The organism is Allomuricauda ruestringensis DSM 13258, from assembly GCF_000224085.1.
Classification (GTDB): Bacteria; Bacteroidota; Bacteroidia; order Flavobacteriales; family Flavobacteriaceae; genus Flagellimonas; species Flagellimonas ruestringensis.
Genome location: NC_015945.1, coordinates 3,182,413 through 3,196,231 on the forward strand (window position 1 = coordinate 3,182,413; position 13,819 = coordinate 3,196,231).

Sequence of the window (13,819 nt, forward strand, 5' to 3'; positions counted from 1 at the left end):
GAATCACCTACCTCCTTGAAATATTGCATTTTATGATTAAATAAGTATCTTACTGTTTTGATTGTTAAACAGTAAACTTCAGTTATGCCGCTATATATGGACCTTCATCATATTGACCCAGATATAACCCAAGAGGATTTGGATAAGGCACATAAAAAGGACTTGGAAGTACAGAATAAATACAATGTCTCACACAAGAAATATTATGTAAACTTTGAAGAAAAAACAGTATTCTGTTTAATGGAGGGGCCAAATAAAAAAGCGGTTCATTCTAGCCATGCCGAAGTACATGGGGTTGGTCCATGTAATATTATAGAGGTTTCTTCATTAACGCCTACCTTTAGTTTTAATGCAATGATTGGTGATGAAGGCGGCAAGAATAGCTGGGATGTTGCCTTAACTAAATCTGGCGAAATTGATACGGGTTTTCGAACTTTAATGTTGATTACATTATTTCATTTCACTTCGGATGATAAGTCGTTGGCCAAAGGAATTTTTCAAATAATAGAAAATCAAGATGGTAAGATTGTGTCGCAACCAGATAAGAAAATATTGGTTTCATTCTTGCACGCTCAAGATGGGATGTATTGCTTAAAATCAATTATAAGTTATCTAAGCCAAACCAAAACTATTGAATACAACTTGGCCTTGATAACTGGAAAACCTGTTGACGACACAGGGTCATCTCTGTTTCAAAGCACCATTCATCGATTGCAAACACTTTGTCTTTTAGGGCAAACAAGAAAAGCCTATGTAGATTCAAGTACAAAATCTCTTTTTGAAAAAGGCCTCAACAATATTGAAGAATTGGATTACGGGTTGATACGAATCATTTCTGTTAAGGACTTTTCCATACTTGAAGAATTAAGCAGTGTTCTGGAAAACAATTGCGGAAACTCCAGTTTTAGAATCGGCCAAATAAATGATTTTTTGGGACTGAGCAAGACCCAAACCTATAGAAAAACCAAACAACTGACGGGAATGTCCCCGAGTGGACTGGTACTAGAGATGCGCTTAAGAAAAGCGTTAGTTGACCTTAGGGACACTGACCGAACAATATCCCAGATTGCTTATGACCGGGGGTTTAACAGCCCTAATTATTTCACACGTGCGTTTAAAAAAAGGTTTCGTTTGTTGCCAACGGAATTTGCTGACCTTTCAAAGGAGATAGACCGTACAAAATCAAAGATCAAAACGGTATAATTGTCATCAAAGCTTTGCAATGGATGCAAAGTACCATCTTTTGGAATAAAACTTACACTTAGCTCAAAATTATCCTTCTAATTTTGGAATGGAGGTTTCATCAATAAAGTTGGGCAATGCCTTGATTTTATGGATGTTTCGAGGGTCAAGAAACTGTTTCTTGATTAATTATTAAAGTGTAAACCAGTTAAATTTTTTAAAGATGAAGAATATATTTTTAGGTATTGGCGTTTTAATTTTTTCGATTTCTCATGGGCAGTATAATGGTGGTAACCATACTGATATCCTTACAAATGAGTTTCCATCAGCCAAGGCAGAAGTAATGTCTGTTCTTGATGGTATTGAGCAGAGTATAAGGGATAATGATATGGATAAGCTTATTGCCTTTCATGCTTATGGTCCCAAGTTCACAGAGTTTAAGAATGGCGAACGAAGGACTGGGTCTTTAGAGAATGAAGAGTTTGAACGAGGGTTTTTAGGTTCCTTTACGGATGTTGAAAAATGGGAGTTGGACGACCTTAAAATTGCAGTTTATGGTAATGTGGCCAATGTTACTTTCCATGCAGATTTTGTGCCTATCATTGAGGAAGAAAAATTGCATATGACCGGACAATTTACCTTACTGTTCGTTAAAACGCCAGAGGGATGGAAAATTGTCCATGAACATATGTCCCCTTTGAATCAGGAATAAAGCGAATTGCATCCGAATCATTATATTAAGTGTTGGCGGAGATTTATTAGAGATTTTATGAACCGTTTGAATTTACATTACTGATAAAACCCAGAGAAATATGGAGACAGGGAGTTTGAAAAAATCCAAGGATATTTTATACAAAAACTTGGAAGATGTTTTCGAAAGATGTGGAAAAAGGGCAGCTCATTATGATGCTAACAATCTTTTCTTTCAGGATGACTTTGAAGAACTTAAGGAAGCAGGATATCTATTAATGTCGGTACCAGAAGAACATGGAGGATATGGTATGAAGATGTCAGAAACTATGGCATTAACCCGGAAACTTGCATACCATGCAGCTCCTACGGCATTAGGGCTGAACATGCACGTTTATTGGACTGGATTGATTGCTGACCTCCATAGGTCTGGGGATACTTCCCTTGATTGGGTACTTGAAGAAGCTGGCAGGGGTAAGGTTTTTGCAGCTGGTCATGGAGAGTCGGGGAATGATTCGCCGTTGTTGTACTCTACATGTATTGCAAATAAGGTAGAGGGGGGGTACAAATTTAAAGGACATAAGATGTTTGGGAGTTTGTCACCTGTGTGGGATTTTTTGGGCTTTCATGGTCAAGATAATAGTAATCCCGATAACCCCATGGTCATACATGCCTTTATGCCGAGGAGTGCCCAAAATTATGAAATCAAGAAAACTTGGGACAATGTCCTTGGTATGAGAGCCACTCAATCCAACGATACCATTTTGAATGATGTTTTTGTGCCAAATGAATATGTTGTGCGAAGGGTACCAGCCGGTTTCAAGGGAGTTGATCAATTTATATTAGGAATTTTTGCATGGGCTCTTCTTGGGTTTTCAAATGTATATTTTGGGCTTGCACTACATATTGTTGATATGGTGTTGGAGAAGCTTCCGAATAAAAGCTCTATTTCATTAGGTAGACCTTCAATGGCATATAACGGTCTAATACAGCATGATGTGGCCGATATGATTTTGGAACTCGAAAGTATAGAGCCTCATTTAAATACTATTGTTGAGGATTGGAGCAATGGCAAGGATTATGGAGATGCTTGGGGTGTTAAGATAGTTGCGGCCAAATGTCATGCATCAGAAGGCTCATGGCGAATAGCAGATAAGGCTATGGATATTATGGGAGGAGCAGGGATTATTAGACAATCTGGTTTTGAACGATTGTTTCGTGATGCACGTCTGGCCAAGATTCATCCAGCCAATACTTACCTTGCACGAGAAATAATAGCTAAGGGAATGCTAGGGTTGGATTTGGATTTAAAGCCTAGATAATTACATATTTAAAAATTTAATAAATCGCATACATATAGTTGATTTTCTTTAAAATAGCTCATTTTGTATCTTCCTATATAAGGTTGGATGAGACGGACAATGAGAACCATTAAAAACGGAAAGTTTGAGGCACTTTTCATTTTACTATAAATGAATGCAGTCAATGACTTATTTTATAATTTAACTATGCTCACTTTTTTTCATTTTTAGGTAGTATACTATGCCCATTTTTTGCAAGCTGACTTAAGAAATACAAATCATAGTTGATTTTATTAAAGTTTAAGAGTGACGTAGTGAACACTCTTTTTACTTTGTGGGGTAAGTGCAAAATAAAATTTACTTGGGACGGTTGTTTGTTATCCAATTGTCACTTTTTTGCTACAGGTCTAATTATAGAGCAGTTGGGAACCAAACCCATTTGGAATAGACCATAAGCCCTTGGAATTGAATCCGTATTCTCCGTTGTCGAACAGCTCATCGGCTTGTATAATACTGTCTTTAGCTTAGATATGTAACCATGTTTCCTTTTGAATCAGGTAGTTCATTTTGAAAGAAATATTTAGTTTTAAAACACAAAATGTAATAAATGCCCTACTTTGAAGTTCTTTAATTGGTTAAAAGAATAAAATGATTTTGAAGGATTATGTTTTGGTTGTTTGTTCATTCCAGATGAAAGAAATGAGAATTTACTCCTATTCAGTAATGAGATGTGTTCTCTTGGGAATTTTTTTATTATCCTTTTCAATTTTGGAAGCGCAGGATGAGAAAGAACTGACAAGTGATGAACTTTTCATAAAGGCCCGTGAGGAAGCTTTTGACAATGATAATTATAGTGCAGCAATTCAACTTATGGAGGATGCTGTTCGGAAAGCACCGGAATATGTGGACCTGATCATTTTCTTGGGACGTTTGTACACTTGGACCGATCAAACCGAAAAAGCCAGGAGTTTTTTGCAAAACGCCTTTGATAGGGACCCTGGATATGAAGATGCCGCAATGGCCTACGCAAGTATGGAATATTGGAATGATAATTCTCCTCGAGCTTTGGAAATAGTAAACATAGCCTTGGACAAAAAACCAGATTCGGAAAAATTAGGGATTCTTAAAAGCAAGATTTTAAGGGACTTAAAAAAGTTCCAAGAAGCGCATCAAGTGTTGACCGATTTGTTGGAATATAATCCTAAATCTACTGAAGCACGTTCTTTGATACAAACCATAAAATCGGAGTCGGCCTTAAACCAAATAGGGTTGTCCTATGATTTTGTATACTTTGACAAACGTTTTGATCAACCTTGGCATTTAGCGAGCCTCGATTATACCAGACAGACCAAATTGGGGTCTGTTGCGAGCCGTCTCAATTATGCCAATAGGTTTGGTTCTGGAACTACCCAATTTGAGATGGACATGTATCCGAGGATTTCCAATACATTTTATGCCTATGTCAGTGGAGGAGTTTCAAATGACAGGGGTATTTTTCCCAAATATAGGGCCGGATTTAGTTTGTACTCCAATCTTCCAGGAGCTTTTGAGGCGGACGCTGGGTTTAGATGGTTGTACTTTTCCAACAGTACCTGGATTTACACTTTTTCAGTAGGGAAGTACTATAAAAATTATTGGTTTAATTTTAGAACGTACCTGACACCATCAGATGCCGGATTTTCCAATTCCTATGGGTTGACAATTCGCTACTATTTTGGTGGGGCAGACGATTATTTAGGTTTAAAGTTGGGTACAGGTTTCTCCCCTGATGACACTGCCAATAATGTTTTTATCGACAGCAGCACACAGCTCACCTCTACAAATGTTGCTCTTGGCTACCGAAAACTCTTGGCTAAGACCCATATCATTTATGCCGAGCTCACCTATGAAAATATTGAATATGCTCCTGATTCAAGGGGAAATCAGTATACGTTGGGAATCGGATACATTAAAAGGTTTTAATTGTGGTCAAAAAAATTGCTTTGACTTTCATTATAATGATCCTATTGGTACCATTTGTGATGTATGCCATATGGTTGGGCACACCAAAACAAAAACTGGTAATAGCCATAATAGATAAATCTATTTTAAATAAATCTCGAGCTGACCATCTTTCCCTGACATGGATTTTGAACAATAATAAATATACAAAAACCTCCAAGGAACTGTACGACTCCAAAAGAGATTACTTTGGGTTTCATCCCCTCAACGATGTTTCTTATGAAGTAAAGGGACTGGAAAGGTTTTCGTATGAACAATTGGAACAACTAAGTACAGACTGTAAAATGGCCTATTACTTTGATACGTATGGCGTTTATAACGTGGACTGGTATGGAGATGAAAAGCCTTATGGGGTGTTATATGGAGGGTTGAGTTCCCAAGACATCCAATTTTTACGATTGATGAAGGCCAAGAACAAACATATTGTAGCAGAATTTGATTTACTGGGTGGTCCAACCACCATTGAAAACAGAAAAGATTTTGAGGATGAGTTCCATTTAAGATGGACAGGATGGACCGGCCGTTTTTTTTCAGAGTTGGATTTGGAAAAAAATAAGGATATACCCAATTGGGTCAAAGATAATTTTGAAAAAGAACACCAAAAGAAATGGGACTTTAATGGGACGGGGATAGTATTGGTGAAAGGAAATCAGATTTTGGTATTGGACGGGAAGGATCTTAAAACAGCATATCCGATTATCTGGAGCACCCAAGGAGCACGCAAAAAATATGGGATTCCAGAGAAAACAGCTTACTCTTTCTGGTTTGAGATTATCGATATCGATACCAGTATCAACCAAGCAGATGCCAATTTTAAACTTGACGTATCGGATAGCGGTCATAAAAAATTAAGGGAATTGGACATTCCCAATGAATTCCCTGCCATTGTTTCCAATAAAAAAGGAAATTTTAGATTTAAATATTTAGCAGGCGATTTCAGTAATGGTCACAGCCCTATGTGGACTTCCTATTTCAAGGGAATCGATAAGTTACAGTATATTTTTGGGGAAGAGCATGAAATGGCCCACAGTAATGAATTCTATACATTTTTCTATAAACCTTTGTTGAAAAATATCTTGGAGGAATGTGCCGATGGAAATTAATTTTATTGAGGCATTGAATAAGTTCTCAATATTGAATCGGGAATCATGGATTTCAATTTGGAAACTTGGTTGTTTCTCCTTTTAAATGCTTCAAATATCGCTTGTACTTCTAGTTTGATGGATTCGTTTTCAATAGGGGTCTCGTCCAGGTGCTGGTCCATTTGATATAAATTAACATAATTCAAATGATAGGTCCCAACCACAATATCAAGCAGGTCCGCCTTGGTTTGCATTAGAGGAATAACATGAAGATTTCTATAGTTTTGGAGCGTGTCCAAGCCATAACCAAGCCAACTATTCATGCTTGGTTTACCATATTGGTATCGGTTGGCCAAAAAATTGTAGAGACTGGGAGCAATATCAAAATGAGAAGAGACGGAAGAAATGGTGCTCGTTTTTTTGAGCATTGGAGAATAAATGATAAGGGGTACGTGGTAGCGATCTATTTTGTTCCGCATAGGAATTTCGGGCAAGCGATGATCACCGGTAATTATAAAAATGGTATTGCGAAATACATCCCTTTTTTCATACTCGGAAATAAACCATTTTAGGGAAGCATCAGCATAGAGGATCGTGGCATATTGATCGGCATATATTCTGTATTTGTCCTTGGATGCTTCCGATAAAGCAAGGTTGTTAAGATGATCTTCAAATAGCTTTAAATATTTGGAGTGGTCATTGAGTTGAAAGGGGGAATGGCTCGTCAGGGTAAGAATAATGTCCAACGATGGTTTTGGTTCTATTTTTTCCTTTGTCTCAAAATAATGGGCATATAATTCCCTATCTCCATACCCCCAACTAAAATTACTGGAACTTGGTAGCTTCTTGTATCTCTTGTCAAAACTGGACTCGTCAAAAATAAAATCAATGTTGTTCTGTTGTAGAAAGAGGTCCATTTGATCAAAGGAAGCATTGCCACCATAATAAAAACTTGTTCTATAACCGTTAGGTTTCAATAAGTTCAATAACGAAAGTTGTTGGGGCATTTTGGCACCTAGATCCAAATAGCCATTTTCGGCAAATGGGAGGGCCCCTAAAATAGAGGGAAGTACCCCGAACGTTCGGCCAGTATTGCTCAAAGTGTTTTTCCAATATAAACCTTGTTGTGATAGGGAATCCAGAAAAGGAGTAAAACTCTTCAGGTATGCATCTTCCCCAGAGAAAGCCCTCCCCAGGCCCTCAACCAGGATAAAAACAATATTTGGACTGATGCTGTCGGTTTTAAAAAAAGGTGACAACACATCTTCTTCGACACTCTTATGAAGAAACGGAAAATCAGTATTCTGAAGATAGGTCAACCTTTTCCCCATTTTGGATGAAATGGTATTGATCAAATAGGAGTCGGCATAGATATCAGTTTCCACCTCTTTGGTGGAAAAATAGTTGTGGGCAGCATCCACAAAATGTATTGTTTTGTTGGTAACTATTTCTTTTTCAAACGCACTCTCTTGACTTTTAAACTGTGTGATGTGGCCAATTGAAAGCAAGGCAAAGCACAATACGACCTGGATTGCCGGTTTGAGGTTCAACTTTATTTTCCTGGGAATGGACCAAAGATACCACATACTAAAAAGCGATACGATTATAATTGCAAGAACCACAATGGCAAAAATGCTTCCAGAAGAACCCACTGTCTGTATGATATCGCCAAGGGAGTAGCTGAACAAATCGGCTCCAAGGAGTACAAGGGAAGATTTGTAATAGAAGATAAAAACTAATTCTAGAATAAAAAATAGTAGCATGAAACCGTTGTACGTCCATTTGGCTACCTTAAAAGAGGCCAACGAGATTACAACGAACAAAAAATATAGAATTGGTAGATATCGAAGACAAAATACCAAATCCATTTTCCACATAGATAGTAGTAAGTCAAAAGTGCTTGTAGGAAGATCATGGGAAGTTTTGTATATGAAAATCTCACCTACCCGGAACAATAACATTAAGCTTATAAAGGCAAGGGCCAATTGTATGTAGTAGCTGCCATAGTGCAGAATTTTGGAATTTGATTTATTAGGCAAGATTAATTTCATAAAGTAAAGTTCGATTTTTTTCGAAATGACCTGGACATTGATGGAATATTGATACTGCAGAAATTAGGTTTGGCAATGCAAAAGTCAATATGTTATGTAGTATAACTCCTATATCTAGAAGATTAAAATCCAATAAAGATTGCTCATATTCAGATTGAGGATGTCACTATCGTTTGGATAACTTTTCTACAAATTTATAGTATTGCAATAAGCGAACGATTATGAAAGTAATATAGATAAATCTCTAAATATTTCACGCACGCTTAACTTAATAACGTAGTGTTTATTACAATATTTTGTAAGTAAAACGTTACTTGTTTATAAGGAATGTTGAAATGTTCAAAAAAATAATTTTCATAATTGCTATAGTAATCATCACGGTGTCAATTTTGGCCATTTTCGGATGGATACTCCAGATTGAACTGTTGACCCAAATTGTATCGGGCCTACCAACGATGAAGTTTAATACGGCACTCTCCTTTATGCTTTTAGGAGTAGTACTTATATTTATTATAAAGCATATTAATTTGGCTACCGCCCATATAGTAAATGGGATTTTATTGGTAATTGGAATTGCAACCCTAAGCCAAGATGTTTTTGGAGTTAGTTTTGGACTGGATGAGTTATTTGTTCCCGACCAACAAGGGATACTTTTGGGAAATCTACATCCAGGGAGAATGTCCTCCGCTACTTCTCTTTCCTTTTTACTCTTGAGCATATCACTATTATTGATAATGATAGGGAAACCTAAAGTTCTGGTATTTGCAGCATATCTTTCCCAAGCAGTTGCCTTTTTCTCTTTTTTGGTAATTACCATTTATTTTTTTCAAATTCCTGCAGAAGAAAAAATTGCCTTTATTTCTTCAATGGCTGTTCATACTGCATTTGGATTTCTTTTGGCAAGCCTAGCCATTTCCCTGATGATACCAAAGAATGGTATTATGAACTTTTTTGTTGGAAGAAGAATTGGAAACCACATTGTTAGAAGATTGTTCCTGCAAATGTCTATTGTTTCCCTAATATTGTCATATATCGTCTTCCAAATCTTCAAGTCGGGATATTTTGGAACTGGATTCTCTTTGGCGATACTATCGGCCGCATATATTATGGCGATTCTGTTTATTCTCATGATAGCGGTACCGTCGATAAACATATTGGAGCAGGATAGAAGAATAGCTGAACAGGAACTCAATGCCACAAGTACCTACTTGAATGCTACACCAGATCCCATAGTCATTGTGGATGATTCAGGTAAAATATTCTTATCCAATGCCTTAATGAACAAGGTTTTTGGTTATCGGTCATCAGATTTAATAGGCAACAATATAAGTTCCCTTGTTTCCACAGAACTGGGACACCTTTATAAAAAGCATATCAAAGATTTTAAGGAGACCAACGGCCAATCCGGAGGTCTTGGTCCAGTTTTGGCAAATAAAAATATAACTTCTTTTATTGAGACTGATTTTTTGGATAAAAAAGGGAATAAAATTCCTGTGGAATTGGCTTTAAACTCTATTATATCACCAAAAGGAAATAAGACCATAGTTGCATTTCGAGATATTTCTCGAAGGGTAGAGGCAGAAAGAAAGTACAGGTTGGCCAATGATAAAGTTTTGGCAGCTCTCGATGCTTCGATCATTGGGATATGGGACTATGATATCAAAGATGGCTCCATAGAATGGGACGATACCATGTATAGTATTTATGGTCTTGATAAAGAAAGGGTAAACATAAAGTTTTCAATTTGGATGAATCATGTCCACAAGGATGACTTTGATCGTGTTTTGAAGATATTGGAAAATTCCATCTCCCAAAAAACGCCTTATGACGATGATTTTAGGATTGTTTGGCCCGATGGTTCCATACGCTATATTAGGGGTAAGGGCTCGGTATATTTAGATAAAGATGGAGAGGTGATAAGAATGCTTGGTACAAATTGGGACATTACCGAACAAAAAACGTATGAGTTGGCCTTGGAGGCAAGTACAGAACAGAATAGGATGTTCATCGATGAGGCACCCACTGCCATTGCAATGTTCGACACCAATATGGTCTATTTGGCCGCATCCAAAAAATGGCTGGAAGACTACCACATAACCGAAAGTGTTATTGGGAAGTCTCACTATGACGTATTCCCGGAAATTGATGATGATTGGAAAAAAATACACCAAGAATGTTTAAAGGGTGCTGTGAACAACTGCAATGAGGCTGTTTTTGAAAGAGCAGATGGCTCAAAACAATGGATAACTTGGGAGATCAAACCCTGGTACAAAAAACCTGATGAGGTTGGAGGGCTGCTCATGTTTACGGCGAACATTACCCAGTTCAAGGAAAATATCATGGAACGACTGAGGTTACAGGATATGCTGGACGAATCCAATGAGATTGCAAAAATAGGAAGCTGGGAATATGATTCGATCAATGATACCTTGGCCTGTAGCCCCCTCACCAAAAAGATATACGGAGTACCCAAAGATCATACACCTAGCTTAAATAATATGCTTTCTTTTTATGGAAAGAAAGATTCGGAGCAGTTGCTTCAAGCAATCCAACTTTCCTTAAAAGAATCAAATTCCTTTGACATGGAATTGAAAATAACAGCGGCAGATTCCAGAAAAAAATGGGTAAGGGTCATTGGGAGGACCCAAGGTTCCGAGCCAAATGGGAAAGTATACGGAATTTTCCAGGACATTACCAAAATGAAGATGTACGAACATTCATTGGTCAAGGAAAAACAAAAGGCACAAGCGGCGAGTAAATCCAAGTCGGAATTTTTGGCCAATATGAGCCATGAAATCAGGACCCCATTGAATGGAGTGATCGGATTTACAGATCTTTTGATGAAAACAGAATTATCAGGAAGTCAAAAAGAATATATGCACACGGTCTACAACTCAGCAAACCATCTACTGGATATCATCAATGATGTACTTGACTTTTCCAAAATAGAAGCAGGCAAGTTGGAATTGAGCATCGAAAAAGTGGATTTATTGGAACTTTGTGATCAGATTGCGGACATTATAAAGCACCAAGCACATGCCAAGGGACTTGAAATTTTACTTGATGTCTCTGCTGATATTGATCGTTACGTGTATGCCGATCCAGTACGCCTACGGCAAATACTTACCAACCTTATGGGCAACGCGGTGAAATTCACCAATGAGGGGGAAGTGGAACTAAAAGTGAGATATAAGTCTGAATTGGCCAAGGATGTGAAAAAGAAGTGTTTCGTTTTTTCCATAAGGGACACTGGAGTGGGGATTTCGGAACATAGCCTCGACAAGATTTTTAATGCTTTCGACCAAGAAGATGCCTCGACCACTAAAAAGTTTGGGGGTACGGGACTGGGATTGACCATTAGTAACCGCCTTCTGAATTTTATGGGAAGTCGTTTAAAAGTGGAAAGTAAAGTCAATCAAGGGAGTACATTTTCATTCGTGGTTGAATTTGAAACCGAGGATGAAACTGTTTTGGACAATAAATCTATAAAATCAAAGGTGAAAAAGGTGTTGGTAGTCGATGACAATCAGAGCAATAGAATTATACTACGGGATATGCTAAAATTATCCCAAATTGAGTCAGAGCTTGCTATCCATGGTATAGAGGCATTGGAAATTCTGGAAAAAAATCAGGACTTTGATTTGATGATCCTAGATTACAATATGCCATACCTTAATGGAGTGGAGGTGGTGCAACATGTAAGGGAAAAATTTAACCTGAATGCCGATAAGCTGCCCATAATGCTATTGCACAGTTCGATAGAAGATGAGGCCATTAAAAAGGCATGTGATACGTATGGGGTCAGATTCAACATGTCAAAACCTATAATGTTGAGGAGCTTACAGGCAATTTTGGAAAAAGTAGGAAGGTCCAATGGTTCCATGAGCACTGGCCCGTCCGAGGAAAAACCTACTAAGGGCTTGGAAAGTTGGGAGCCTTCCATACTAGTAGCCGAGGACAATCCCGTAAACAGGTTTTTGGCCAGAACCTTGCTTCAAAAAATTGTACCCAAATCCAAGATTGTTGAGGCCCACGACGGTTCAGAGGCAGTTGAATATTTTACCCAACAAGCATTCGATATTATTTTTATGGATATCCAGATGCCCATCATGAGCGGGTACGACGCCACAAAAAAAATCAGGGAAATAGAAGAAGGCACTAAGACCCATGTTCCTATTGTTGCTCTTACCGCAAGAGGCTTAAAGGGGGAAAAAGAACGTTGTCTGGAACAAGGAATGGACGATTATGTTACCAAACCTGTAGTATATGAAACCTTGAAAGAGATTTTATTAAAATTCTTGTCGTAATAAAATATTACAAAAATTAGTCTTTTCGTACAATTAAATGTAAGATTTTATGTTAAGTAGGTAAACCTACTTAAATAATGGGAACTCCCTTAAAAAATGTTTTGTTCGTATGCCCCAATGAAAGTCTATTAGAGGCCTTTAATAAGTTTGATGTTTTTAATGATTGGGAAATAGACTATTGTCAGGATAGCTTTAGTGTCCTTCAACTATTAAAGAGTTCTAACTACGATTTGGTGGTTATGGATCACGAAATACAACCATTGAATCCCTTTAAGCTGATGGACTATGTGTTTCATGAGCTACAAAAGTCCTGCCTAATGGTAATAGTGGGAGGTGGAAGCGAACCAGAAGTGATTCATGAAAACTACATAAAGTTTAATTATCCCATAGAACAACACAATATAGATACACTTCTTGTTAAAGGGAAGGAGTCAAAAAATACGAAAAAAAAAGACGAATTATTTTCTCTTGATTATTTAAACGAACTGTCCGATAACAATCAAGAGTTTCTTGAAGAATCCATACAATTGTTCCAAAACACCTTGGATATAAGGCTTCTAGACCTGAAAAGGGCAATCGCAAAACCAGATTTTGAGGAGGCCCGCAAAATAGCACATAATATAAAACCCAGTTTTGCTATGTTGGGCAATGATAGTGGACGTGCAATCTGCCATACTATTTGTTATGATGCCACGAATGATGAAATCCCAGAATTATCCCAAATGTTGATCAAGGAATATGGGTTGATTATAAATGAAATTAAAAAACAGTTCCCCAAATTAAAAGTATCATGAAGAAGAGAATTTTGATTATAGAAGATAATCCGATGGTTGTAAAATCGTTGGAGTTTAAATTAACAAAGGATGGTTATGAAGTCATAGTTGCGGAAGACGGCCGAAAAGCCTTGGAAATACTCAAGCAAGAAGAAACTATCCAATTGGTGATTACAGATTTAATGCTGCCCTATGTTACCGGAATAGAGCTTATTGAATATATCAGGAAAAATACGCCGACATTGCCCATAATTGTACTATCTACTTCCAATCAGGAAGAAATTATTACAGACGCCTTTATGATGGGGGTCAATGATTTTATAACCAAGCCATTTAGCCCCAATGAATTGTCTTTGCGGGTAAAAAGAACTATAGAAAGTTATTGATTGTCTACATTGGAGCACATAGTACGTGATTGGCCTTGGCCCTTAA

Annotated in this window: 10 protein-coding genes; 9 read left to right on the forward strand and 1 reads right to left on the reverse strand. The window is 37.5% G+C overall.

The window, feature by feature from the left end; all coding sequences use genetic code 11:
* Window positions 1-84: 84 nt before the first annotated feature.
* From MURRU_RS17845 to MURRU_RS14360, 5 genes are all read left to right on the forward strand, one after another.
* The gene (locus MURRU_RS17845; protein WP_014034195.1) at window positions 85-1,203 is read left to right on the forward strand and encodes a nickel-binding protein; all 1,119 of its coding nucleotides are present in this window, start codon (window positions 85-87) and stop codon (window positions 1,201-1,203) included.
* Between the two features lie 202 nt (window positions 1,204-1,405).
* A complete protein-coding gene (locus MURRU_RS14345) occupies window positions 1,406-1,894 on the forward strand; it encodes a nuclear transport factor 2 family protein (protein ID WP_014034196.1) in 489 nt (162 codons plus the stop codon).
* 115 nt (window positions 1,895-2,009) lie between these two features.
* A complete protein-coding gene (locus MURRU_RS14350) occupies window positions 2,010-3,194 on the forward strand; it encodes an acyl-CoA dehydrogenase family protein (protein ID WP_222835045.1) in 1,185 nt (394 codons plus the stop codon).
* A gap of 627 nt (window positions 3,195-3,821) precedes the next feature.
* Window positions 3,822-5,135, forward strand: a complete 1,314-nt coding sequence (locus MURRU_RS14355) for a YaiO family outer membrane beta-barrel protein (protein ID WP_014034198.1) — start codon at window positions 3,822-3,824, stop codon at window positions 5,133-5,135.
* Window positions 5,136-5,155: 20 nt separating this feature from the next.
* Window positions 5,156-6,277, forward strand: a complete 1,122-nt coding sequence (locus MURRU_RS14360; RefSeq protein WP_148261522.1) for a hypothetical protein — start codon at window positions 5,156-5,158, stop codon at window positions 6,275-6,277.
* A 2-nt stretch (window positions 6,278-6,279) separates the two neighbouring features.
* Here the strand turns inward: MURRU_RS14360 and MURRU_RS14365 are convergent, their stop codons facing one another.
* Window positions 6,280-8,019, reverse strand: a complete 1,740-nt coding sequence (locus MURRU_RS14365; RefSeq protein ID WP_187289856.1) for an LTA synthase family protein — start codon at window positions 8,017-8,019, stop codon at window positions 6,280-6,282.
* On the opposite strand from MURRU_RS14365, the gene MURRU_RS17975 reads away from it, so the two are divergent.
* The 4 genes from MURRU_RS17975 (at window position 8,018) to MURRU_RS14380 (ending at window position 13,773) form a co-directional block, all read left to right on the forward strand.
* Complete coding sequence (locus MURRU_RS17975) at window positions 8,018-8,251, forward strand: hypothetical protein (protein WP_187289857.1); 234 nt, start codon at window positions 8,018-8,020, stop codon at window positions 8,249-8,251. The genes MURRU_RS14365 and MURRU_RS17975 overlap by 2 nt on opposite strands.
* A gap of 391 nt (window positions 8,252-8,642) precedes the next feature.
* A complete protein-coding gene (locus MURRU_RS17475; RefSeq protein WP_014034201.1) occupies window positions 8,643-12,614 on the forward strand; it encodes a response regulator in 3,972 nt (1,323 codons plus the stop codon).
* 77 nt (window positions 12,615-12,691) lie between these two features.
* On the forward strand, window positions 12,692-13,408 hold the full coding sequence (locus tag MURRU_RS14375; RefSeq protein WP_014034202.1) for an Hpt domain-containing protein: 717 nt from the start codon (window positions 12,692-12,694) through the stop codon (window positions 13,406-13,408).
* Window positions 13,405-13,773 (forward strand): response regulator transcription factor, encoded by a 369-nt coding sequence (locus MURRU_RS14380; RefSeq protein WP_014034203.1) that lies wholly within the window; start codon window positions 13,405-13,407, stop codon window positions 13,771-13,773. Before MURRU_RS14375 ends, MURRU_RS14380 begins: the two co-directional genes overlap by 4 nt.
* Window positions 13,774-13,819 lie beyond the last annotated feature (46 nt).

Bases quoted from the DNA above. Each gene is read 5' to 3' on its own strand.
- MURRU_RS17845 (WP_014034195.1), top strand. From the start codon at position 85: ATGCCGCTATATATGGACCTTCATCATATTGACCCAGATATAACCCAA.
- MURRU_RS14345 (WP_014034196.1), top strand. From the start codon at position 1,406: ATGAAGAATATATTTTTAGGTATTGGCGTTTTAATTTTTTCGATTTCT.
- MURRU_RS14355 (WP_014034198.1), top strand. From the start codon at position 3,822: ATGATTTTGAAGGATTATGTTTTGGTTGTTTGTTCATTCCAGATGAAA.
- MURRU_RS17975 (WP_187289857.1), top strand. From the start codon at position 8,018: ATGAAACCGTTGTACGTCCATTTGGCTACCTTAAAAGAGGCCAACGAG.
- MURRU_RS14365 (WP_187289856.1), bottom strand. From the start codon at position 8,019: ATGCTACTATTTTTTATTCTAGAATTAGTTTTTATCTTCTATTACAAA.
- MURRU_RS17475 (WP_014034201.1), top strand. From the start codon at position 8,643: ATGTTCAAAAAAATAATTTTCATAATTGCTATAGTAATCATCACGGTG.
- MURRU_RS14375 (WP_014034202.1), top strand. From the start codon at position 12,692: ATGGGAACTCCCTTAAAAAATGTTTTGTTCGTATGCCCCAATGAAAGT.
- MURRU_RS14380 (WP_014034203.1), top strand. From the start codon at position 13,405: ATGAAGAAGAGAATTTTGATTATAGAAGATAATCCGATGGTTGTAAAA.